17 protein-coding genes and 1 riboswitch are annotated in these 24638 nt (G+C 38.3%); all 17 genes read right to left on the bottom strand.

Annotated elements, in window-relative coordinates:
- Window positions 1–74: 74 nt before the first annotated feature.
- The 17 genes from MHH51_RS13270 to MHH51_RS13350 all read right to left on the bottom strand — a co-directional run bounded on the left by MHH51_RS13270 (window position 75) and on the right by MHH51_RS13350 (window position 24368).
- Window positions 75–1301 carry a DUF819 family protein gene (locus MHH51_RS13270; RefSeq protein WP_339282297.1) on the bottom strand — a complete coding sequence of 409 codons (1227 nt, stop codon included), beginning with the start codon at window positions 1299–1301 and terminating at the stop codon, window positions 75–77.
- Between the two features lie 180 nt (window positions 1302–1481).
- Entirely contained in the window at window positions 1482–2363 is an 882-nt protein-coding gene (gene dapA / locus MHH51_RS13275) for a 4-hydroxy-tetrahydrodipicolinate synthase (protein WP_147210440.1), read from the bottom strand.
- A gap of 242 nt (window positions 2364–2605) precedes the next feature.
- Window positions 2606–2786: riboswitch (Lysine riboswitch) on the bottom strand.
- A gap of 188 nt (window positions 2787–2974) precedes the next feature.
- Window positions 2975–3898, bottom strand: a complete 924-nt coding sequence (gene cysK / locus MHH51_RS13280) for a cysteine synthase A (protein WP_147210439.1) — start codon at window positions 3896–3898, stop codon at window positions 2975–2977.
- A 15-nt stretch (window positions 3899–3913) separates the two neighbouring features.
- On the bottom strand, window positions 3914–4327 hold the full coding sequence (locus tag MHH51_RS13285; protein ID WP_147210438.1) for a PH domain-containing protein: 414 nt from the start codon (window positions 4325–4327) through the stop codon (window positions 3914–3916).
- A gap of 300 nt (window positions 4328–4627) precedes the next feature.
- Complete coding sequence (locus MHH51_RS13290; protein WP_339282298.1) at window positions 4628–5524, bottom strand: 5'-3' exonuclease; 897 nt, start codon at window positions 5522–5524, stop codon at window positions 4628–4630.
- An 18-nt stretch (window positions 5525–5542) separates the two neighbouring features.
- Entirely contained in the window at window positions 5543–9151 is a 3609-nt protein-coding gene (locus MHH51_RS13295) for a dynamin family protein (RefSeq protein WP_339282299.1), read from the bottom strand.
- A gap of 300 nt (window positions 9152–9451) precedes the next feature.
- Window positions 9452–10441, bottom strand: a complete 990-nt coding sequence (locus tag MHH51_RS13300; protein WP_339282300.1) for a phosphotransferase — start codon at window positions 10439–10441, stop codon at window positions 9452–9454.
- Window positions 10442–10890: 449 nt separating this feature from the next.
- Window positions 10891–12420, bottom strand: a complete 1530-nt coding sequence (locus MHH51_RS13305) for an acyl-CoA carboxylase subunit beta (RefSeq protein ID WP_339282301.1) — start codon at window positions 12418–12420, stop codon at window positions 10891–10893.
- A 21-nt stretch (window positions 12421–12441) separates the two neighbouring features.
- Entirely contained in the window at window positions 12442–13221 is a 780-nt protein-coding gene (locus MHH51_RS13310; protein ID WP_186813631.1) for an enoyl-CoA hydratase, read from the bottom strand.
- A 21-nt stretch (window positions 13222–13242) separates the two neighbouring features.
- The gene (locus MHH51_RS13315; protein WP_339282302.1) at window positions 13243–13452 is read right to left on the bottom strand and encodes an acetyl-CoA carboxylase biotin carboxyl carrier protein subunit; all 210 of its coding nucleotides are present in this window, start codon (window positions 13450–13452) and stop codon (window positions 13243–13245) included.
- A gap of 1 nt (window position 13453) precedes the next feature.
- Window positions 13454–14809: an acetyl-CoA carboxylase biotin carboxylase subunit gene (locus MHH51_RS13320; RefSeq protein ID WP_339282303.1), complete on the bottom strand. Its 1356-nt coding sequence runs from the start codon at window positions 14807–14809 to the stop codon at window positions 13454–13456.
- Window positions 14810–14825: 16 nt separating this feature from the next.
- A complete protein-coding gene (locus MHH51_RS13325) occupies window positions 14826–15968 on the bottom strand; it encodes an acyl-CoA dehydrogenase family protein (RefSeq protein ID WP_339282304.1) in 1143 nt (380 codons plus the stop codon).
- A gap of 320 nt (window positions 15969–16288) precedes the next feature.
- The gene (gene parC, locus MHH51_RS13330) at window positions 16289–18748 is read right to left on the bottom strand and encodes a DNA topoisomerase IV subunit A (RefSeq protein ID WP_147210430.1); all 2460 of its coding nucleotides are present in this window, start codon (window positions 18746–18748) and stop codon (window positions 16289–16291) included.
- A gap of 25 nt (window positions 18749–18773) precedes the next feature.
- Window positions 18774–20729 (bottom strand): DNA topoisomerase IV subunit B, encoded by a 1956-nt coding sequence (parE, locus tag MHH51_RS13335; protein ID WP_147210429.1) that lies wholly within the window; start codon window positions 20727–20729, stop codon window positions 18774–18776.
- Between the two features lie 618 nt (window positions 20730–21347).
- Window positions 21348–21764 (bottom strand): CoA-binding protein, encoded by a 417-nt coding sequence (locus tag MHH51_RS13340; RefSeq protein ID WP_147210543.1) that lies wholly within the window; start codon window positions 21762–21764, stop codon window positions 21348–21350.
- Window positions 21765–21783: 19 nt separating this feature from the next.
- Window positions 21784–23307 carry an ABC transporter permease/substrate-binding protein gene (locus MHH51_RS13345; protein ID WP_147210428.1) on the bottom strand — a complete coding sequence of 508 codons (1524 nt, stop codon included), beginning with the start codon at window positions 23305–23307 and terminating at the stop codon, window positions 21784–21786.
- Window positions 23304–24368, bottom strand: coding sequence for an ABC transporter ATP-binding protein (locus MHH51_RS13350; protein ID WP_339282305.1), 1065 nt, complete (start codon window positions 24366–24368; stop codon window positions 23304–23306). The genes MHH51_RS13345 and MHH51_RS13350 overlap by 4 nt, the downstream gene beginning before the upstream one ends.
- Between the last annotated feature and the right edge of the window lie 270 nt (window positions 24369–24638).

Genomic DNA, 24638 nt, shown 5'->3' on the forward strand with positions numbered 1-24638 from the left:
GAGATTCGAGGTACTGATTTATGCAATAAAAAAATCTGCTTCTGTATTAATGACAGAAGCAGATTTGACTATCTCTACATCATGGTTCCAAACCACACAGCGAGGAAGGTGCCAATATAGTTTCCAATAATATAGCCCAGGGTACCGACGATTAATATTGGACCTACTAATTGCCGCCAGCCTTTTGCAATCGCAAACGCTGCTGCAGTAGTTGGTCCGCCAATATTTGCATTACTTGCCAGCAAAATTTCCTCTAAGCTCATTCTAAATAGCTTTCCAAAAACAAGAGAAAGTATTAAATTGATTGCGACAATAATAAACGCAAAAACAAGCAATAATGGTGCCGTATTAATAATTAACGTGATGGATGCCGGGACTCCAATAACGACGAAAAATATGTGAATCAGATATGTACCAATTTCCTGACTGCCGTTTAATTCAGAAAAATAATTTGGAAAAACTCCTAAGGCAATAAAAGTAAGTGTTGTTAATACCAGATACTGATCACCGATTAAACCGTTTAACAGGTTATTGAAGAAGGATGCATCTTCTCCACTTGGAATAATACTGGCAAAGAAATCGGCAATTTTTAAAGAAACGACTACTAAAAGAAAAGCTGTTCCAACAGAAAGTGCCATATCCTTTAATGAGACTGATTTTCTCTTCCAAAAGCTTTCTGCTAATGTTTTATCACCATCAGCTGATTGATTCTGCTCCACTTCGTCAATATGAGGCGTTGGATAGCATTTTCTAATAAAGTTCATGGCGGGAATAGCCATCAGCATGATAAATAATAATGCCATCATTAAATTATCAGCAACAACTGCCGCCGAAATAATTTCGCCAGGAGTTTCAAATTTAGCAGCCATTGCTGCAAAATTCACGCCTCCCCCAATATATGTAGCACTGAAAATACCGCTTAATTGGTCTAATAGAGGTATGTAATTCCTTAAAGTGAAAAAGGCAACAATTGTTCCTGCAATCGTACCAATAGAGCTCAGCAGAAAAATAAGCAACAGCCTGCTGCTTTCCTTCCATATTTTTTTAATATTAACATGAAACAACAGAAGCGGTATTGCTAATGGAACAATAATAGACCAGACAGCATCATATACCGGCGACTCCGTTGGAATGATACCAAAATTAGATAAAACCATTGCTCCCACTAATGCAATAATTGCTCCTGTAACCTTGGAAGCCCAGCTATAACGCTGTTCTAAAAAAATACTGACAGATGCCCAGATAATGATAATCCCCCAAAGGGTGATTGTATCATCTGCTTGAATGAATGTTTCTTTCATTAACTCCTCATTCCCTTCTTTTTATGGTTTGTTTCATATTTTACCATTTAAAGTTAATAATTTCGCAGGTATTGTGGAGTATTTTTTTAGAATTATAGTAAATAGTCAGCTGTTACTTAAATGGAAAAAAATTGAAAATACCCTCTCTAAAACGTTTTAGAGAGGGTTCAACAAAAATTTTTATTTTACTTTCTCAAATAAATCCAGTTTATGATTTAAGGATTGCAGCTGTTCATCATTTAATGGGAGCAAGGGCAAACGGACGCCTCCTACATGTACGCCAATTCGATTTAATGCTGCTTTGACGGGTGCAGGGCTGGGTGCTGCAAACATTTCCTGCATTACCGGCAGGATTCGCTGGTGAATAGCAGCAGCTTTTTTCACAGCTCCCTGTTCATATGCCGCAATCATCTCTTGCATCTCATTACCGATAATATGTCCAGAAACGGAAACAATGCCTATGGCTCCGACTGCAAGGGATGGTAATGTTATCGCATCTTCTCCGCTGTATACAGAAAAACTTGCATCCGTCTGTGCCACCATCTCTGTCAGTTTATCCATATCACCACTCGCATCTTTAATTGCCACAATATTATCAACTGCAGATAAACGAATAGCTGTTTCAGCTGCCAAATCTACAGAAGTTCTGCCAGGTACATTGTATAGCATTACTGGCAATTGAACCGCGTTTGCCACTGTTTTAAAATGCTCATACAGACCATCCTGAGAAGGTTTATTATAATAAGGCGTTACGAGCATAATTGCATCAACACCTGTTTTTTCAGCAGCTTGTGACAGCTCAATAGAGCCTTTTGTCTGATTGGAGCCTGTGCCTGCAATCACTGAAACCCTTCCATTTACTTTTTGTACCGTATGAGAAAATAATGCCAGCTTTTCTTCATTTGACAAGGTTGGTGATTCGCCCGTTGTTCCTGCTACTACCAATCCATCTGAACCATTATCAATAAGGTATTCAATCAGATTATCTAATGCATTATAATCAATTTCTTTTTCTTCGTTAAATGGCGTTACCATCGCCGTGACCACTTTTCCAAAATTCATAACAACACACCCTTTGTATAATATCAACATCACTTGATGAAAATAGACGGACAGCGCCTAAGTAAAGTACTAAAAAAACTAGAGGATGGAAAATAATAAAGACAAGCAGAAAAAGTTTTATTTTCTGTCCTTCTGCTTCTGAATTTATTTGATTCTCTTATCATTATTCATTACTTCCATTATTTCCACAAAATAAAAAGCACCAACGGAGACCGCTGCTGCACAAACATTTGAATGTCCTCTCAGCTGATAGCCCTCCACATAGTTTCCTATATGACAGCACCGGATTTATTCAATCCCAGTACCAGTACAATAAGAATACGGCTTATTATACTTCGGCAAATTCCCCTTTCCATATGCTTCATCGCCAGCCTATTCTGCCTCTGCATATTTACTGATGGTCTTTGCACCTCTATCGTTCATCTATGAATAATGAATTTGTTTGTATTATAGCAGGAATACGCAAGAAAAACAAATGAAAAATAGAGATATTTATGGAGTAAGAAAAGCTTTATAGCGACCGCACCAAGATGCAGAAGCCCAATATTGTTCAACTTCTTTACTGGTAAACTATGCAAAATAAAAAAATAGGTGATTCGCCTGCTTGATTATTAATTCTCTTGCAGAAAGTCCATAGACAAGTATCTTTCTCCAGTATCAGGCGCGATACAAACTATCTTTTGTGAAGGCTTCAGACGCTTGGCGACCTCTCTGGCTGCGTAAATGGCTGCAGCCCCGGACGGTCCGATAAATAACCCTTCTTTTTGGGCAAGCTCCTGCAATAAATTCAATGCCTGATCATCATTGATTTGCATGATTTCATCATAAATGGAGGTATTTAAAATCTCAGGTACGAAGCCTGGACTTGTTCCTACTAACTTATGCGGGCCAGGTTCTCCCCCTGATAAGACTGGAGAGCCTTTTGGTTCAACAACAGTAATATGTAAATCCGGAATAAATTTTTTTAGCGATTCTCCCGTACCTGTTACTGTTCCCCCTGTACCGGCAGTACAGACAAAGGCATCTAATTGATTATTCATATCCTTTAAAATTTCCAGTGCAGTTGTTTTACGATGAGCATCAGGGTTCGAAATATTTTTAAATTGCTGGGGAATAAAACTGTTTGGTATTTCCACCTGCAATTCCAGTGCTTTTTTTATGGCGCCCGGCATTTTTTCATTACTTGGTGTTAAAACTACCTTTGCACCATATGCTTTCAAAAGATTTCTTCTCTCTTCTGTACTATTATCGGGCATCACAAGAATTGCCTGATAACCCTTTGCAGAAGCTGCCATTGCCAATCCTATTCCTGTGTTTCCACTTGTCGGTTCAATAATTGTATCTCCCGGTTTTATAAGTCCCTCCTGCTCTGCAATATGAATCATATGAGTTGCAGCCCGGTCTTTTACACTTCCGCTCGGATTAAACATTTCCAGCTTCACATAAATTTTTGCTGCATTTTCTGGCTGCAGTTTATTTAGCTCAACCATGGGTGTCTCTCCTACTAATTCTGTAATATTATCTACAACTCTCATAATTGCCGCCTCCTTCTATTCTTTTAATAAACGCTTATCTACTGAAATATCTGGATTTATCTTCATCAGTTCTTCTACAAAGGTAAATTTATCCTTCGGTGAGATTGCAATTAAATCATATTTTCCGCTTCGGATTTGTATACGATCTAGAGATAGCGCCGGGGCAATAATCGGCATCTTCGCCAGGAGAATTAACTCCATATTTTCTATATAAATCGTTTGACGAATCGGCCCATAATAGACAATTAAACGGTCTTTATCAATCTTATACCCTGTACGGAACCAAAACCAAAGCAATATACTGCATAGTATTAGCATAATGATTAAATTAATTATCTGGCCTTTCAGTAATGGAATAAACACACCACTAAGCACAACAGCCCAAAGAATAACCACCATCCAGGTATCTTTTTTCGATTCAAAATACATTATATTCCCCCATTCATCCTAACAATATCTCATCTTCCATTATAGCCACTGAAAGTGTATATACCAAATTTCAACATTATTTCCATATGTTAAATTTATACAATAAGAATAACTTATATCACCCGAACCCTTTCGTTCTCTATAAAGAACGCAGGGGTTTTCATCCTTTTTCACTTCTATAAGTATAAATAATCTCCACCTAGGTCTGATATCCTTCAACATAAAATGAAAGGAGGGGGGTATGTTCTATACCTATGCCCGGTATAAAGCATACCCCCCCTCACCAAAGAATTAATTAATTTAAAATGATACAGATGGTTTATTTTTTAATGGAGCAAGTAAACGATCCAGATGCTTCCATTCAAGTTTATCTAATTCGGTTATCACTTTATCTTCTTTAAAATCCCATCTGGAACCTTCTAAATCACAGCTAATTGGAACATCACATTTTATTTCCGCTAATTGCCGTGATAAATAAAGCATATCCATATCGGCTTGTAATTTACTTTGTATTCCTTTTGGGAGCCTTTCAATATTCTCTACTAAACCATCGATGGTTTCAAATTCCTCCAGCAATTTTAAGGCTGTTTTTTCTCCAATTCCTTTTACTCCAGGATAATTATCCGAGGAGTCTCCCATCAATCCTTTTAAATCAATGATTTGTGCTGGAGAAAGAGCCTTTTTCTCATAGAAATTATCCTTATCAAAGACCTCATAATTCCCCTGGCCTTTCCGCATAATAATAACACGGATATTTTCTTTTACTAATTGAAGCAAGTCTTGATCACCAGAAAGAATAAACACTTCATTTTCCGGATTATATATATTTGCAAGTGTACCCATGCAATCATCCGCTTCAAAATTTTCTAACCCTATATTAGGAATATCAAAAGATTGTACAATTTCTTTTACCAAATCAAACTGTGGAATTAATTCCACAGGCGGTGCATCCCGATTTGCTTTATACCCATCATACATCTCTGTCCGAAATGTTTTGCTTCCCATATCCCAGCAGCAGACAACATGGGATGGTCCGAAAGTTTGAATGGCATCTGTTAAATAGCGTAAAAATTGGTAAACACCATTAGTCGGAACTCCTTTTGAATTATACATAAAATTCCCCCGGAAAGATGTTGCAAAAAATCCCCGGAACAGGAGTGCCATCCCGTCTACTAATAAAACTTTATTTGCTGTCATGCTTCATTTCCTCCCTCTTTAGTATCGATCTAAAATTAGATCCATTTGTTCTTTTCTATCTGTCAGATCATCCATATCCACTTCCACAAATAAACGGTCAATAAATTGCTGATAAAGTATATCCGCTTCTTGTACAAGGACTGACTTTTCTTGATGAATCCGATTATTCCACTGTTCCTGATAGGACGACTCGATTAATTTAACACCTTCTTCTACAAAATCCTGGACGCCTGACTCTATGATTGCGTATAGCTGCTCCTTTATCTCTTCCTTTTGATTTTGTACAAAGAACGTTTTTGTATCTTTAAATTTACCAAATAATTTCTGAAGCTCGCTATGCTTTTGAACCGATAGCTTAATCGTTAAATCAGGTGTATCAAAGCCGGAGATATCCCACTCTGATATTGAAAAAACAGGGTCGAATCTTTTAGCTTTTTCTATCATTTCAAGCTGATTGGTTTTTAACAAACCTTTTAAGAGCTGCTCAACCCGTAAAGAGACAGCTAACAGCTCTTGATGCAGCTCCGATTCCATATAAGTGACCAGCTGTTCAAACTGCTTGACCAGCTGCTGCCGGCCAGCTCTGCCTGACTCCGTAATCGTTGTTGGATTATAAATTTCTTTAAATAGATCATGAAAGCGGATCGCAAAGCGCTGATTTAGAAAAAAGGCTTGTTTTTCTAATTTTTGATGCCATCTATTTTTAGTTGAGTCTAGATCTAAATTTTCTACTGTTTGAGCGATTTGCTGATAAGCGTTTTGCAGCACTTTTTTCCGCTTTGTTTTTGCAGACTGGTCCAATTTTAACGATTGAATAAATTGTTCTAATGCTTCACCTGACCGTTCGATATCGCTGATTGCTGCTCTTTTTGCAAGCGCAGTTAAATCATGATGAATAAAATCATAGAAACGGGATTCAAATGACCGCATCTGTTCATTCAGTGTTTTTTGTTCTATTTTTTCTGCTAAAGATATCTTACTCGATACAGGATAAAGACGCGGAAAACGAATTCCTAATTGTGCTAATTGCTCTTTAACGTACATAGTTACCATATCTAATTCTTGCTGATCACTGGCAAGATCTGCAGCATTGACAATAAAAAACATTTTATCAAGCTCAAATACATCCTTTACACGTCCCAGCTGCATCAGAAAATCTTTATCTGCACGGGAGAGTGCATGATTATAGTAGGTAACATATAAAATAGCATCTGCATGCTTAATATATTCAAAGGATACATTCGTATGTCTGGCATTAATCGAATCTGCACCCGGCGTATCAACAAGTGTAATTCCCTGCTTCGTTACTTCACAATCATAAAAAAGATCCATCGATGCAATATAACACGCTTTTTCCTCATCTGTCACGTAGGATCCAAAATTATCAAAGGTGATTTTCTTGGCAGAGCCAATGACAGATCGGACCTCTTCATAGCCTTCAAGCATCGCATTTAAATAAGCCTGATACATTTTTGGCAAACGCGAATCCGTTAACACATTCTTTGTTTTCAGCCATGTAATCAGCTCCTCCAGGGAAGCATTTGGCGGTTCACATACCTTTGCCAGTGTCATTATATCATCTACCAGCATTTCTTCTGATTTAAAGGTGACAATTACATCCCGATGCCGATTTTCATTTGTAACTGGACGAATCCGGTTAACTGCAGCTGTTGTCGGATTCGGTGAAACCGGAAGGACATGTTCTCCAAGAATAGCATTAGCAAAGGATGATTTCCCGGCACTAAATGCACCAAACAAAGCAATGGTATAAGAGCGTTCTGTTAAGGATACTTTTCGTTTCTTTAGATCCTGCTGGTAGCTTTCAAACCCGGGTAAATGAATTGCTTGTAAGACATTATCTATATCACAGACAACATGCTGGTCTGTTGCTGCAGGTGACTCGTTCTTTATTTCTTCCTGTACTTCATCTTCATCAGCATATACCTCCTCATCAAGTATTTCCATAGTCTCTGTTCCCTGTCTGGGAATTACTTTTCGCGCTTGGAGCTCTTCCTTCATCTCTGTAATGACTTCCGGTAACACATCAGGATTTTCCTGCTGCTCATCTAAATGGTTGAAATAAGCTGCTTCCTCACTTTCAAGTGCATAATTAGCTTGCTGATCCGCCTCTGCAGCCTGCAGCTCCTCCAATTGTTGCGTCATTTCCTGCAGCTGTTTCTTATTCTTTTCTTCAAGCTCCGTTCTTACTTCTTTTGCCAGCTGTCTCATTTGTTTTTTGAAATGCGTCTTTAAACTGGCAGCAATATCATTCGTATAATTTAAAACATAATCTCCATTTATACTTGCGCCTTTACGCAAACTGCTTTCCAGCAGCTCTTCACTTAAAGACCATTCCAGGAAGGAGATGCCTTTTTCCTGATAAGAGGAATCCAGTTGATTCAATTCAATTTGCTCATACCACTTATCACGGAGCTTCCATTTTAATGTGGTCTCAACATTCTTTTCTAAAGCATTCATAAAGGCTTGCTTCCGCTCTATTTTTGCTTCCTTCGTTTTTTTACTGCTTGTAAGTAAGCCGCCAACCTTAAAGTCAGGCTGTACAGATTCTAAATAAACCTTTGCAAGCTCTCTTAAATCTGCGGGCATCAGATACGCATTTTTCGCAGTTTGATCTACCTCATTTAAGAACCCATCTGCTATATTTTCCGGATACTGCTGCAGGTCTTCAATCTTTTTCGTTAATGTGTCTATCTGCTCTGTCAATGCCACTTCCTCGACTTCATCTAAAAAAGCTTTTTGATTCGACATTTCCCGATGAACTTTTTCTTTATGATCTTTCACAATTTGTCGAATACTTGCATCCATTGTTGTGTATTCATCTTTAGACCTGAGCATTTGAAATACGGTGTCTTTCAGCTCTGGCCACTCATTTTGCGGTGCTTCCGGACTTTTAAGGGATGTGTAGAAAATGGAAGAAGGATGCAGATTCCATTGATCAAACGTTTGTTTAATTTTTTTATCAAATTCGACAAAGGGCAATTCCGTTTCATTATGCTTATCTATCTGATTGATAACAATCATGAATGGAAGGCCATTTTCCTGCATTGCCTGAAGAAATAATAGATTCACTTCAGATTGAACATGATTATAATCGGTTACATAAATAAGATAATCTGATAAGTGAAGAGATGCTTCTGTAAGCATTCTGTCAATATCGTCTGCGGCATCAATTCCCGGCGTGTCTAAAATAGCTGTATGAGGCGGTAAAATATCCTCGCCGGTACTGATATGCATTTTTTTTATTTGATTTTTATTTTTTGAGAACTTTTTAATTTGATCCAAATCATATGGTTCATGGTATTCAATCACTTCACCATTATGAAAAAAAACATTGACAGTGCCTTCCCCAGATGAGATCTTAACAATATTTGCACTGGTAGGGATGGGACTGTTCGCTAAAATCTCCTGCCCTAATAAATGATTTATTAATGAAGACTTTCCAGCAGAAAAATGCCCTGTCAATGTAATAATAAATTCCTGATTAAAGTATTTTTCCAGTATATCAAGCATCTTATCTGCATTAATTTTATCTCCCCTATTTTTCATTTCCTGATAGAGAGATGCAATTTGCTGTTCTGTTACCCTTTTTTCCATATACGTGATCACAAGCCTTTACCCCTTTTTGTCAACTTATTCATACCTGCTAGCTGCTTTATTGTTTTCCCCTTCTTTTGACATAATATCTTTATTATACGGAATATTGGTATCGATTTCTAGGGATTTAAATATTTTAGTTTACATAATAAAATTATGGTTAATTAAATTCGTTGCTGCATGGAATGAAATAACATTGACTCTACCAAAACTATTATTTTTTTCTACAAACATGTTCCCTTTTCCTTTCATTTAGTCAATACCTGCATCGTAAATAAAGGCGATACATCAGGAACATGCACCGCCTTTTTACTATTTATTTAGCTTTTCAATGGAAAGACGGTATTTTTCTATTATACCAGACAACTTTAATCGAAGGTTTATCAGCCATTCAGGATGATCTTCAGCTGCATCAATATCTACAGCTCTTATCAATTTTGCCAGGGAGATTAATTTGTGTAACCTTTCAAAGCCTGAAAATGCACGAAGTATTTCCATATCTAAATTAGTTTCGGTTTTATATCCATCGATAAATGTTGTTATCATCGGATTTTTAACATTAAAATCTCCCACATCTCTCCATGCATAGACAATATCAGCTGCAAACCAATGGAGAGAAGAATCATCAAAATCAAGCATTCCAATTGTGTTATTATCAAAAATCACATTATCCAGTTCAAAGTCATAGTGAATGATTCCAAAGTTTTCTTTCGATAGGCTTAACTCATCCGCCCAAATTAATAGTCTTTCAAATTCTTTATGAGCTGCCAATTCTTTTTTAGGAAGTGCTTCTTTCGCTTCTAGTAAAAGGTCCTTCCAGCTTGGACGATTAACTCGATATTCTTCTGGCAGCTGCTTAAGGTTTGCGTGTAGATTACCTAACGATTTCCCCCAGATATAAGCCTGTTGATCTGAAATTTCTTCCATATTGAGATGCTTACCTTCCAGAGCTTCAAATACGACTGCATAAAAAGTTCCCAGCTTCGTTTCTATGACTTCTATATCATTTCCATTTAATGATGTTATTGGTTGAGCAACGTTTAGTGCCCTATTCCCCAAATACTTTACAATGTTCAGTTCAGCTTCAATCGACGAATAATCCCGTTCTGATGAATCATTAAATCGCAAGAACAATTGTTTTCCTTCTTTATAAAATTCAAAAATAAAATTTGCACTTGCCCGCAATATAGTTGCAGAGTCTTTATCATAGCCCCACCGTTCCAAAATTTCTTCTCCCAATGGACTTCTCCATTCACTGTTAACAGTATCCATTACTTTTTTCATCGTACTTAATTTCATCATAAATATAACTTCCCCTCTTTTGAATATTGATAAAATATTCAATAAGCTTCAGGGCAAAAAGGAGAGCCAAAACAATATGCTTCGGCTCTCCAGTTTATTTTAAAAGATGGTTTATGAAAAAATCTTTTATGATGGAAGCCCTTAGTCTAATCCATCCAAAGGGCCGGTCATTAATATTTATCAATCATGAGCAAGGATGGACAAACTAAACTTATTGAATTAGCTGACATCAACCTCACCCCTTTTCATTTAACGTTGCTTTCTATTATATATCAGATAATTTAGATAAACAAGAATATTTTTATGTTTATCAAATATTCTGATCAATAAAAGATTAGCTAAATCGAAGCAGACCATTCTCAATTTCTAAAAAAATATATCTGGTTTACTGTATTTATCTATTTATGTTAAAACGCCCAGGATCCAATCAGCCTGAGCGCTTCAAAACTTTACACTGGATAAACTCCATGCTTTCTTTCTGTAAATTGTTTGTTTTTATTCTGATAAATGGAAAAACGACTTATCAATGCTTGGCGAAGCTGATCGGGGTTAATTATATCATCAATAATCATCTCCGAGGCTAACCGGTAAATATCAATATTCTCTTTATAAGCAGCCTGCTTTTCCTGAATATAAGCTGCTCTCTCCTCCTCCGGAAGCTTGGCGATTTTATTTGCTTCTACTGCGTTCACTGCCGCTTCCGGCCCCATGACAGCAATCTGTGCATTTGGGAAGGCCAAGCAGCAATCCGGATCAAAAGCAGGACCTGACATTGCATATAGACCTGCCCCATATGCTTTTCGGACAATAACGGATATTTTAGGAACTGTTACTTCACTCATTGCAAACAGCATTTTTGCTCCATGACGGATAATCCCTTGCTTCTCCACTCTTGTTCCAATCATAAATCCTGGTACATCTGTTAAGAACAGCAGCGGAATCTCAAACGCATCACATAGTTGGATAAACTTTGCTGCTTTATCTGCTGAATCTGTAAAAAGGACGCCTCCTTTTACACGAGGCTGATTTGCAATAATCCCTATACTACGGCCATCAATACGTGCCAGCCCTGTGATTAATTCCGGAGCAAACCGTTTTTTTATCTCACAAAAACTGCCTTCATCAATTGTACGGTCAATCAGATCGTACATATTAAAAGCTGCATTTTGATTTTCCGGGATAATTTCACTGATAGGCTTATCAAATGTCTTTGGCTCTACAGGGACAATTTGTTTTGGTTTTTCCCGAAAATTAGCCGGAAAATAGGTTAAGTACTTCTGTGTAAATTGAATAGCTTCCTCCTCTGTATCTACTAATACATCGCCTACTCCTGAGGTTGTGCAATGCATCTTTGCTCCGCCCATTTCCTCTAAGGAAACCTTTTCGCCAATAACCTTCTCAGCCATTCTTGGAGAACCTAAATACATGGACGCGTTTCCATCAACCATGATAACAATATCGCAAAAAGCAGGAATATATGCTCCGCCAGCTGCTGATGGACCGAATAATATGCAAACTTGAGGAACCCTTCCAGACAGCTTAATTTGATTATAAAAAATGCGTCCAGCTCCCCTTCTTCCCGGGAACATATCTATTTGATCGGTAATCCTTGCACCTGCAGAGTCAACCAGATAAATCATCGGCACTTCCAGCCGTTCTGCCGTTTCCTGAATACGCAAAATTTTCTCTACAGTCCGCTGACCCCAGCTTCCAGCTTTGACAGTAGAATCATTCGCCATTGCACAAACTGTCTGTCCGTTAATTTTTCCTGTGACAGTAATCACACCATCCGCCGGTAAATCTTCAGCCAACGCATTTGCAAATAAGCCATCCTCAAGTATCTCATGAAAATCAAAAAGAAGATTAATTCTTTCTCTTGCGAAAAGCTTGCCCTTTTCTGCATTACTGTCATGATATTTTTGTTTCCCCCCTTTTTGTATTTTTTCAATACGCTGCTCCAGTTCCTTCTCCATACTCATATAAGCATACTCCTTCCAGCTTTAGTTTCCGTGATAATCGGGCTTTCTTTTTTCTTGAAACGCCAGCAGCCCCTCTTTTCTATCTTTCGTTGGTATAACCTTTAAGTAAGATTCATGCTCCAGTTGAATTGCTTTATCCAGCGGAAGATTAACTCCCTGGTTAATAGCTTTTTTAGCCTGTTTCACAGCGATTGGACCATTATTTGTTATTTTCCGGGCGATACTGATTGCTTCATCCTGTAAAAAGGAAGCAGCGACTGACCGCTCAATCAGTCCGATTGCTAAAGCATCATCTGCTGAGATAATTTTGGCAGTATAGATAAGCAGCTTTGCCTGCCCTATTCCTATTAATCTAGGCAGCCGCTGTGTTCCTCCAGCTCCCGGTATAATTGCTAAAGATGTCTCCGTTAATCCCAGCTTTACATGGTTGGCAGCGATTCTCAAATCACAGGCCAAAGCAAGTTCCAGCCCGCCTCCAAAGGAGACACCATTGATTGCAGCAATAACTGGTACATCTATCTTTTCTATGGAATCGCAGACACTTCCAATTTTTTGTACTGCAGCAACAACCTCTTCCTCATTCATTATCTTTCGTTCTTTCAAGTCAGCTCCGGCACAGAAAGCCTTCTCCCCGCTTCCAGTTATAATTACACAACGAATTTTTCCTGAGGCTTTGATTTTTTGAATACATTTCTCTAACTCTGTTAATAAAGCTAAAGATAAAGCATTTGCAGCTTCTGGCCGATTTAATGTGACAACAACTATATTCTCATCAACCGTCTCATAGTTTACAAATTGCATAGGCATACACTCCAGACTAAATTATTCAACAATCGCTATTGTATCTCCCTCATTAACGAAATCTCCTTCCTGCACCTTCCATTCCTTCAGAACTCCCTTTCCCTCAGAAGCAATCGGAATTTCCATTTTCATAGATTCCAGAATAACAACATCCTGTCCTTCTTCTACTGCTTCACCCTGCTGAACTGTAATTTTCCACACATTTCCTGCCATCGATGCTTTAATTTCCATGTTATTTACCCCCTGAGTTTGGTTGATAATATTTGCTTAAAAAGGATGTTTGTGTATTTCCTTTCAGAAATGCTTCATATGTTATAATTTCCTGAAGCATTAGTATGTTCGTTTTAATCCCTTCAATATTAAATTGACGCAGTGCCTCTTCCAGCTTATCTATTGCCTCTGACCGATTTTCTCCATAGACAATCAATTTCGCAATCATCGGGTCATAAAAAGGTGTTACCGTATCTCCAGAAGTAACTGCACATTCATTGCGGACATCTTTTCCTTCAGGCAGTTCAAGCGCTGTAATTTTACCCGGTGATGGAAAGAAACGAATGGGGTCCTCTGCGTAAATCCTGACTTCAATTGCATGCCCTTTTATTGCTATCTCTTCTTGTTTAAAAGAGAGTACTTGATTATTAGCAATATTGATTTGTTCCTTCACAATATCAACACCAGTAATTTCCTCTGTAACTGGATGCTCCACCTGAATACGTGTATTCATTTCTAAAAAGTAAAATTTACCTGATTCATCAACTAGGAATTCAATTGTTCCTGCATTGGAATAATGAATTGCTTCAGCTGCGATAACTGCTGTTCTTCCTAACTGTTCGCGAAGCTGTTCAGAAATGGATGGAGAAGGAGCCTCCTCTAATACCTTTTGGTTCCGGCGCTGTATCGAGCATTCCCGTTCAAATAAATGAATTGTATGATTATGTTGATCTGCTAATATCTGCACTTCAATATGTCTGCTATTTTGTATGTGCTTTTCTAAAAACATCGCACCATCTCCAAAGAAAGACGCAGCCCGCTTGGAGTTGTTTTCAAAAGCTTTTTTCAGCCCATCGGCTGAATGCGCTATCTCCATTCCGATGCCGCCACCGCCAGCTGATGCTTTCAACATAACCGGATAGCCGATTTCCTCAGCAAACCGAAGAGCTTCTTCTGCAGATCCTACAGCACGATCTGTACCAGGAATTACTGGTACACCAGCTTCTATCATCGCTTTTCTGGCTTCAATCTTGCTCCCCATCAGCCTTAATATATCTGCTTCAGGACCAATAAAAATGATATTTTCTTCTCGACAGCGTTCAGCAAATGCCGGGCTTTCACTTAAGAAGCCATAACCGGGGTGGATCGCATCAGCATTTGTCTGTTTAGCAACTTCAATGATGGAATCTAATTGAAGATAGCTTTGTTGTACTTGTGATGGACCGATATGATAAGCTTCATCAGCATCTTTTTTAAATAGTGCATTCTGATCAGCGTCTGAATATACAGCTACTGTTTGAATACCCAATTGTTTACAAGTACGGATAATTCTCCTCGCTATTTCACCTCGATTAGCAATTAATACTTTTTTTATCATTGACTTCCCTCCTTCTCTAGCAGCCTAGAAGCCTCGCAATAACCAGTCGCTGAATCTCTGAGGTTCCTTCTCCAATTTCCAGTAATTTAGCATCTCTTAATAACCTCTCTACCTCATATTCACGCATATAACCATAGCCCCCGTGAATTTGAATCGCCTGGTTTGCAGCACGAAAGGCCATTTCTGATGCATATAATTTGGCATATGCCGCTTCTTTGGAAAAATTTCTGCCCTGATCCTTTAACCATGCTGCTTTATAAACCATATTACGGGCAAGCTCAATCTCCATAGCCATGTCAGCTAATTTAAATTGAATCGCCTGAAAACTGGAAATGGACTTTCCAAACTGCTTCCGGTCTTTGGCATATTGTAAGGAACGATCTAAAGCAGCCTGTGAAATACCAACCGCTAACGCAGCAATAGAAATTCTCCCGCCATCTAATGTTTTTAAGAATTGTTTATGCCCCTCATGCGCTGTACCAAGTAAATTTTCTTTGGGGACACGGACATTATCTAGGATGACCTCTGCTGTATCTGATCCGCGGACTCCCATTTTTTCATAATTACTGCGGATTGTTAGTCCCTCAGCATCTGTTGGAACAATAATGGCTGAAATTCGATTCTTATTGTTTTCATCTTTTTTAGTAACTGCCGTAACGATAATGAAATCTGCGAAGCTGGCATTTGTGATAAAACATTTTTCTCCTTGAATAATATATGCATCGCCATCCAATTTAGCAGTCGTTCTTGTGCCTCCAGAATCTGATCCGGCATTTGGTTCTGTTAATCCAAACGCTCCAAGCGAATGTCCTTCAGCAATCGGCTTTAAAAACGTTTGTTTTTGTTCTTCCGTTCCAAAATAATAAATCGGACTGGCTCCTAAAGACACTGCCGCTGCATAACTTAGTCCTGTGCTGCCACAACGCCGCCCAATTTCCTCTACGGCTATCGCATATGAAATCATATCACCGGAAGAACCTCCATAGTTTTCAGGAAAAGGAATGCCTAATAAGCCAAGCTTTCCCATTTCTTGAAAGATGTCTTCTGGAAAAGCTGCATTTACATCGATTTCTATTGCTCTTGGCCGGATGGTTTTTTCCGCAAAATCAGAAACCATTCGTTGAATCATCTTTTGTTCTTTTGTTAAATCAAAATTCATCCCCACGCCCCCTTGACTTAAATATCGCATTCATATTCTTCTTTTTCTTCGAGAAATTGAATTTGTTTTACAGGCAGTTCTAAAAAGATATAGACCCAAATTGAATGCGCTTCCATTTCTATTTTATCAAAAGGTGAGAGTTAGGCAAACAAAAAGATAAAATGTTTTTTTATCATAAACTACGTAAAATATTTTTATTCTTCTCTTAAGCTTGAAAAATAAATTCGCCGATTATCATTTGAGTGCTTTTTTGAACATACTCTTATAATAAAAAAGCTCCTCAGCATTATTATTTCATGCTAAGGAGCTTATATGATTCTCTATATTTCATCGCCCATATCTTCAAAAGGCTTTTTATAGGTTGTCTCTTTGTATACCTCGATTACTTCACCGGCTTGATCCGTATCGACGATAAATGATCCGTTACTATAGCGGTCGGCAATAGACAGCTCAAGTGGGTATACCTGCTGTGTTCCGCCATTCTTCGTTCTATAACAAATGGTTTCTTGTTTACTCACCATAAAAAATCCTACAATCCGATGAGGTTTTTGCTTTAATTCTTTAAGCATGATTAGCCCGCGTTTGGCACGACTTGCTTTTTCAAAGGATTTTAGTTTCATGCGTTTACAAGCTCCACGCTGCGTTATTACAAATAAATCTTTTTGAACTTCCTGATCAAATACTTGTCCATTCACCACATAATCATCATCTTTTAAAGCAATGGATTTCACCCCTGCTGCTCTCTGGCCGACAATGGATACTTCAGCTTCTTCATACCATAAACCGTAACCTTTATTTGTTGTGATAAAGATGTCTTTGTTTCCATCTGTACGGCTTACTTGTACAAGTTCATCATTTTGCTTGAGATTTAATGCAATTAATGCTTTTCCCCGACGCTGTGCTTCGTAAAGCTGAAATTCACTTCGTTTAACCATACCGTTTCGAGTAAAGAACACTAAAAATCCTTTCTCTTCTTTAAAATCACGAACAGGAATGACTTTAATCAGATGCTCTTCTTTTTCTAATGGCACAATATGTGAAATGTGTTGTCCCATATCCTTCCAGCGAATATCCGGCAATTCATGAACAGCACATAGTATATATCTTCCCTTATTTGTAAAGATTAATAAATCATCTGTTGTATTAACCTCTAATAAACTTATCGGATGATCATCATCTTTCAGCGGTAAGTCTTGATTATTAGAAGCTGCATAGGAACGCAGACTTGTCCGCTTCACATACCCGTCTCTGGTGACAGAAACCAGCACGTCTTCACTTGCGACAGTAACCTCAATATTAATCTTTAATTCTTCTACTTTGTCTTCGATATGCGTACGCCGTGCATCTGCAAATTTTTTCTTAATTTGTCTTAAGTCACTCTTAATGGTCTGGAGTAATTTCTTCTCACTATTCAGGATTTCAGAAAGTATTTCCATTTGCTTATTTAGCTCGCGTGCTTCTTCTTCTAATTGAACAATATCCGTATTTGTCAATCTATAAAGTTGAAGCGTAACAATAGCTTCGGCCTGCGGTTCTGTAAATCCGTATTTTATCATGATTTGATTTTTGGCATCCGTCTTGTCTTTTGACGCACGAATGGTTGCAATCAATTCATCTAAAATCGAAATAGCTTTAATCAATCCCTCAACAATGTGTGCTCTGGTTTTAGCCTTGTTTAAATCAAATCGTGTTTGATTCGTTACAACCTCACGCTGATGACTGATATATGCATCAAGAAGCTGCGGTAATGATAAAAGCTTCGGTGTTTTATCTTTAATAGCAACCATATTGAAATGGTAGGCAATTTGTAAATCCGTATTTTTGTATAAGAAGTTTAAGATACCTTCACTGTTTGCATCTTTTTTTAGCTCTACAACAACACGTAATCCAGTACGGTCTGTATCGTCACGGACTTCTGCAATTCCTTCTACTTTCCTATCAATACGAAGCTCATCCATTTTCTTGACCATCGTTGCTTTATTAACTTCATACGGGATTTCCGTAATAACAATTTGTTCACGATTCCCTTTTAAACTCTCGATAACTGCTTTACCGCGGACAATAACTTTTCCTTTTCCAGTCTCATATGCTTTCTTAATTCCTTCGATACCTTGAATAATTCCACCTGTCGGGAAATCAGGACCCTTCAGTACCTGCATCAAATTATCCACACCGGCTTCGGGTTTATCAATCCGCATAATAACTGCGTCGATTACTTCTCCCAAATTATGAGGAGGGATATCTGTTGCATACCCTGCAGAGATCCCAGTTGATCCATTCACTAACAGGTTTGGAAATTTTGCCGGTAAAACAACTGGTTCATTTGTTGTTTCATCAAAGTTAGGAATGTATTCAACCGTCTCTTTGTCTATATCACGAAGAAGCTCTGAAGCAATAGGAGACAGCCTGGCTTCCGTATAACGCATTGCAGCAGGAGGGTCCCCATCAATACTGCCGTTATTTCCATGCATTTCAATTAGTCCATTACGCACTTTCCAGCTTTGGCTTAAGCGTACCATTGCTTCGTAAACAGAAGAATCTCCATGCGGATGATAGTTACCGATAACTGTTCCAACAGTTTTGGCAGCTTTTCTGAAATTCTTATCATGTGTATTTCTTTCAACATGCATTGCATAAAGTATACGCCGCTGCACAGGCTTCAATCCATCTCTTGCATCAGGAAGGGCACGATCTTGAATGATATATTTACTGTATCTTCCAAAACGATCTCCGATAACTTCTTCTAAAGGAAGGTCTAAATATTTCTCTGTTTGATCCAAATGGAATCACTCCTTACAATCCGAACTAATCTTCTTTATGAATATTTTCATTTTCTAAAATGGTCCCGTCTTCTTCCAAACCAAATTTAACATGACCTTCAATCCACTTACGGCGCGGCTCTACCTTATCTCCCATCAAGGTGGTTACTCTTCTTTCCGCTCTGGCGATATCATCAATTGACACGCGAATAAGTGTACGGGATTCTGGATTCATTGTTGTTTCCCATAACTGATCAGCGTTCATCTCACCGAGACCTTTATACCGTTGAATATCATAACCATTTTTTAATTCAGTGACTGCTTTTTTCAGCTCTTTTTCATCCCATGCATAAAGCGTTTTTTCTTTTTTTCCTTTACCTTTAGAAACCTTAAACAGAGGTGGAAGTGCGATAAACACTTTTCCAGACTCTACTAAAGGACGCATATAGCGATAAAAGAAAGTTAACAGAAGCACCTGGATATGTGCTCCATCGGTATCTGCATCGGTCATAATAATAATTTTGTCATATTGAACATCTTCCATATTGAAATCTCCGCCGACGCCCGCTCCGATTGTATGAATAATTGTTGAGATTTCTTCATTTTTAAAGACATCCTCAAGCTTTGCCTTTTCCGTATTAATAACCTTACCGCGTAATGGAAGTACCGCCTGGAATTTACGGTCACGGCCTTGTTTTGCCGACCCGCCGGCAGAATCTCCCTCTACCAGGTATAATTCATTCTTTTTAGGGTTTTTCGATTGAGCCGGTGTTAATTTACCGCTTAATAAGGTATCTTTTCTTTTGCGCTTTTTACCGGTACGGGCTTCTTCCCGTGCTTTTCTCGCAGCTTCCCTTGCTTCTTTCGCGCGAATTGATTTCTTAATCAGCACAGTAGAAGTTTCTACATTTTCCTCCAAAAAGTAAGTCAGATTTTCAGACACAACAGAATCAACCGCAGAACGAGCTTCTGTGGTTCCTAATTTTCCTTTTGTCTGTCCTTCAAATTGTAATTTATTCTCTGGAACACGCACGGAAATAATTGCTGTCAACCCTTCCCGAATATCCGTTCCTTCTAAATTCTTATCTTTTTCTTTTAATAAACCAGCTCTTCTTGCATAATCATTCATAGTCCGGGTAATTGCCGCTCTTGCTCCAAATTCATGTGTACCGCCATCACGCGTCCGCACATGGTTTACAAATGAGAGCATGTTTTCAGCAAATCCATCATTGAATTGAAAAGCAAATTCAACTTCAATTTCCGATTGCTCTCCTTCAAACGAAACAACTGGATGAAGAACATCCTTTTCTTCATTTAGCCATTCTACAAAAGACCGCAGCCCTTCAGGATATTCATAAACCTGGTGTTCATTATTATGTTCATCTGTCAGCTCAATTTTTAACCCTTTAAGCAGAAAGGCAGATTCTCTTAACCGCTCTGAAATGGTTTCAAAATTAAATACCGTTGTAGAGAAAATCGCCGGGTCCGGTTTAAAATGAATACAAGAACCTTTCTTTTTGGAAGGACCTTTGTCCTCTAAACCGGTTGCAGGCCTCCCGCCATCTTCAAAGCGCTGTTCATATTTACGGCCATCACGATAAGTTGTTACTGTCAGCCATTCTGATAGGGCATTTACAACAGAAGCCCCTACTCCATGTAATCCTCCACTTGTTTTATAGCTGCCTTGACCGAATTTTCCGCCTGCATGCAGAACAGTGAAAATAACCTCTGTTGTTGGTTTTCCGGTTGCATGCATCCCAATCGGCATCCCGCGGCCTTTATCCTCCACAGAAATACTGTCATCTTTATGTATGGTTACTATAATTTGATTGCCATGACCAGCCAGTGCTTCGTCAACAGCATTATCAACAATTTCATAAACAAGATGATGTAATCCACGAATGTCGGTACTCCCAATATACATTCCTGGCCGTTTACGTACTGCATCCAGCCCTTCCAGTACCTGGATAGAACTATCAGAGTATAGATTTTCTTTCTCCACGAATCATCTTCTCCTTTCAAGACTTCCTCTATATACATCATAGAACATTAGTTCTCATTTGGCAAACAGGTAAATATTAAACTGACTTTTGTATAAGTGCTTGTGCAACTATAACATTCTAATAAAAGAAAAAAAGCACAAAGCAATAATTCAGCGGCAAACCAATTTGGTTACAAACTAGAAGTCTGTAAGCAGCTGAATGCTTGGAGCTTCAGGCAGCTGTGCTTATAGGACGTTTCTTTTCCACCCTTGTTCTACCTATATAAGAAATTTTAACCTTGTTTATACACTATAGAGCAAAATTTGTTTCTTCGTCTAGTCTGAACATACACGCTTCCAATAAATTAGAAAACATTTCAATTGAAATGCTTGTTATAAATTGTCGTTCCAAAGAGTTTTATCTGATTAGACTTAAACGCACTATATCAATGTTTACATCATTAATATCTTATGGGAAAAACCAAAGAAAAGCAAGGCAATCATTTATTTAAGGTTCTTGAACAGCTGAATTTCTTTCCGTTATTTTATTTAAAACTAAAAAGCTGAGTCTGAATTATGCCTGACTCAGCTTTTAGTATATTTATAATAGATTCTGAACATAACCCAATCATAAATTTTCTACTTCAATAATACAGCATGAACTACTTTAATACAAAGGTCCATCACTACTTCAAAATCATGCTCTTTTAAATAATCATAAGCCTCTTCATTTACAATTCCCTGCTGCGCCCAAAACATTTTACAATCTGTCTGTACAGCATCTTTTGCTACATCCATCAAATGCTCTGGCCGGCGGAAAACATTAATAATATCAATAGGCTCATCTACTTCTGCTAAAGAGCGATAGGCTTTTTCTCCAAGAACCTCATCAAGAGTCGGATTCACAGGAATAATCTTATATCCTTCCTCCTGCATTCTTTTAGCGATTTGATGTGATGTTCTCTCTGGATTGGCGGATAACCCTACAACTGCAATTGTTTTTGCTTCCGTTAGAATTTCTTTTAACCTTTCATTACTTGGATTTTGAACGGACATCATAATTCCTCCTTTATAATTATTCAATAAAACTATTCTCTATCAAGTAGTCTCTAGCCACATCCTCTGCAGATGCATCCTCATAATCCACTTGATAATTCATTTCCTGCATTTCCTCATCTGTAATTTGTCCACTTAACTGATTCAATATATCTTCCAGTTCTGGATACTGTTTTAACGTATCTGCCCGCATTAACGGTGCACCCTGGTATGGCGGAAATAAGTTTTCAGAATCTTCCAGGGCTACCAGCCCTAATTCTACCATATAGCTGTCCGTTCCATAGGCATCAATCACGTCTACTTCTCCACTGGAAATAGCTCCTTGACGCAGACCGGGATCCATTGTGTTTACCTCATTAAAATCTAAATTATATACGTCCTGCATTCCTACATAACCATCATAACGGTCATTAAACTCTAATGTGAAGCCAGCTGTTATTTCATTTTCAATCGATTTCAAGTCAGAGATATCGTTAAGATTGTTTTCTTCTGCAAATTCTTTTGTTACAGCTACCGTATACGTATTATTAAACAACATTGGTTCTAATAGCTCCAAATTATATGCTTCTTTAATACCGTCTCTGGCTTGTACGTATACCTCTTCTGCTTCGTTAGACTCCGCTTGTTCATCAAGCAGTGAAACGATAACGGTCCCTGTAAACTCCGGATAAATATCAATACTTCCCTGCTGCAATGCATTAAACACCATATCTGTTTTTCCAAGGTTCGGTTCTAACTCAACGGTAATATCACTTTCCTCCTCAATTAATATTTTATAGATATTCATAATGATTTCTGGTTCTGCTCCTAATTTTCCAGCAATAACAATTTCACCTTTTTGGCTGTTTGGTATCATAAAAGGAATCGCAATAACAAGTACAACAATCAACAACATTGCTGCAAAAGCCTGCATTCCGTATTTCTTAGACAGCTTCTCAAATAAACGGAGAATAAAATCAAGAATGACAGCTAATAAAGCAGCCGGTATTGCACCTAATAAGACGAGCGGAATATCCCCTCCCCGATCCAAACCTAGTAAAATAATATCTCCAAGTCCGCCGGCACCGATTAAAGCCGCAATCGTTGTAGTACCAACAATAAGCACCATGGAGGTTCGAATACCAGCCATGATTACTGGCATCGCAATCGGCAACTCTATCTTCATTAACTGCTTCCTGGTATTCATCCCCATCCCTCTGGCAGCTTCCCGTAATGCCGGATCAACCCCGTCTATTCCTGTGTATGTATTTCTGAGAATTGGCAGCAGTCCATATAGTACAAGAGCAACAATAGCCGGTTGAATTCCGATTCCTAAAAATGGAATTAAAAAGGCAAGCACAGCAAGACTCGGTATTGTCTGTAAGACTGCAGATGTGCCGATAATAGGCTCGGCAACACGTGGATACCTTGTCAGCATTATCCCTAATGGAACAGCAATTAAAATAGCAATACCAAGTGAAATTAAAGAAATCTGTAAATGCTCCCAAATTGCCTGGAGGAGCATATCCTGTCGATTCTGGAATACGTTAATAAATGAACTCATAAGATGCCTGCTCCTTCCTTTTCCTGCTGATAGAAGTATTGAAGCAATTCATTACTTGTAATAACACCGACAGCTTTTTGACCATTCTCCACCACCGGGAAATGAGTCTGCTTCACTGAACGAATAATTGCATATGCGTCCTCAACCGTGCTTTCAACAGGAATCGTCACAGCTTCTTTCTGTTCCTTATGATTTTCAAAAATTCCTTTTAAAATCTGATTTTTGTCCACAAGCATGAAAAATGCACTGCCGTATTCCATCACGTCATCAGCATTATCCTCCTTAAAATATGCTGGGTCCTTCTTCATAACTTCTTTAATCGGTTTTAGCCATGGCGACTGCCGATTTCCAATAAATTCTTCTACAAACTCATTTTCAGGATGTCTCATCAATTCTTCAGGAGATCCGCATTGAACAACACTGCCTTCTTTCATCAGGCAAATACGATCACTCATTTTTAATGCCTCGTCCATATCATGGGTAACAAAAACAATCGTCTTTTTGATCTCCGTTTGTAATTTATTTATATCTATTTGTAATTGCTCCCTGCTGATTGGATCGAGTGCGCTAAACGGCTCATCCATTAATACGATATCAGGATCCGCAGCTAAAGCCCGGATAACGCCGATTCGCTGCTGCTGCCCTCCTGACAGTTCTCCTGGATATCGCTTTTTAAAAATGGATGGATCGAGTCCTACCATATCCAATAATTCATCTGTCCGTTTCTGCATTTTACCTTTTTTCCACTTCAGCAAATCTGGAACCACCTGAATATTTTCCTGCACTGTCAAATGAGGAAACAAAGCAATTTGCTGCAGAACATAACCGATATTCCACCGTAACTCGTGAATGGAATATTCGCTTACCGGTTTATCATCTATGTATATTGTTCCTGCAGATGGATCAATCAGACGGTTAATCATTTTCATCGTGGTTGTCTTTCCGCAGCCGCTGGGACCAATCAATGTCATAAATTCACCTTTTTCCACCGTCAGATTAAAACGGTCTACAGCAGTTGTCCCATCCGGATATGTTTTTGTAATATCATCAAATGTAATCATCATAAATCCCCCTTCATTAATGATTCCCGATTGTACGTATTTAAAAACCTGGCATCGCTTTATTTTTCACTTTATATATAACTCAACTTTCACATCTGAGAATAAACATCTATATTTTGCTGTTCCAAGATGAACACGGTCTCTATTAACATGCTTGCTTTTAGTTAACTCATCTTTTTATTTTTTGAACAGGTTATTGTGTATAGCCTCCGCTCCGGCCAACCACTTTGCTCTAATAGGATTCTACAGCGTATGGAAGAAATAATATCC

The organism is Oceanobacillus sp. FSL K6-3682 (assembly GCF_037976165.1).
Classification (GTDB): Bacteria; Bacillota; Bacilli; order Bacillales; family Amphibacillaceae; genus Oceanobacillus; species Oceanobacillus sojae.

What these genes read in the sequence shown, in the direction of transcription:
- MHH51_RS13270 (WP_339282297.1), bottom strand. Translation starts at nt 1,301, where the DNA reads ATGAAAGAAACATTCATTCAAGCAGATGATACAATCACCCTTTGGGGG.
- dapA (WP_147210440.1), bottom strand. Translation starts at nt 2,363, where the DNA reads ATGAATTTTGGAAAAGTGGTCACGGCGATGGTAACGCCATTTAACGAA.
- cysK (WP_147210439.1), bottom strand. Translation starts at nt 3,898, where the DNA reads ATGAGAGTTGTAGATAATATTACAGAATTAGTAGGAGAGACACCCATG.
- MHH51_RS13285 (WP_147210438.1), bottom strand. Translation starts at nt 4,327, where the DNA reads ATGTATTTTGAATCGAAAAAAGATACCTGGATGGTGGTTATTCTTTGG.
- MHH51_RS13290 (WP_339282298.1), bottom strand. Translation starts at nt 5,524, where the DNA reads ATGACAGCAAATAAAGTTTTATTAGTAGACGGGATGGCACTCCTGTTC.
- MHH51_RS13300 (WP_339282300.1), bottom strand. Translation starts at nt 10,441, where the DNA reads ATGATGAAATTAAGTACGATGAAAAAAGTAATGGATACTGTTAACAGT.
- MHH51_RS13305 (WP_339282301.1), bottom strand. Translation starts at nt 12,420, where the DNA reads ATGAGTATGGAGAAGGAACTGGAGCAGCGTATTGAAAAAATACAAAAA.
- MHH51_RS13310 (WP_186813631.1), bottom strand. Translation starts at nt 13,221, where the DNA reads ATGCAATTTGTAAACTATGAGACGGTTGATGAGAATATAGTTGTTGTC.
- MHH51_RS13315 (WP_339282302.1), bottom strand. Translation starts at nt 13,452, where the DNA reads ATGGAAATTAAAGCATCGATGGCAGGAAATGTGTGGAAAATTACAGTT.
- MHH51_RS13320 (WP_339282303.1), bottom strand. Translation starts at nt 14,809, where the DNA reads ATGATAAAAAAAGTATTAATTGCTAATCGAGGTGAAATAGCGAGGAGA.
- MHH51_RS13325 (WP_339282304.1), bottom strand. Translation starts at nt 15,968, where the DNA reads ATGAATTTTGATTTAACAAAAGAACAAAAGATGATTCAACGAATGGTT.
- MHH51_RS13340 (WP_147210543.1), bottom strand. Translation starts at nt 21,764, where the DNA reads ATGTCCGTTCAAAATCCAAGTAATGAAAGGTTAAAAGAAATTCTAACG.
- MHH51_RS13345 (WP_147210428.1), bottom strand. Translation starts at nt 23,307, where the DNA reads ATGAGTTCATTTATTAACGTATTCCAGAATCGACAGGATATGCTCCTC.
- MHH51_RS13350 (WP_339282305.1), bottom strand. Translation starts at nt 24,368, where the DNA reads ATGATTACATTTGATGATATTACAAAAACATATCCGGATGGGACAACT.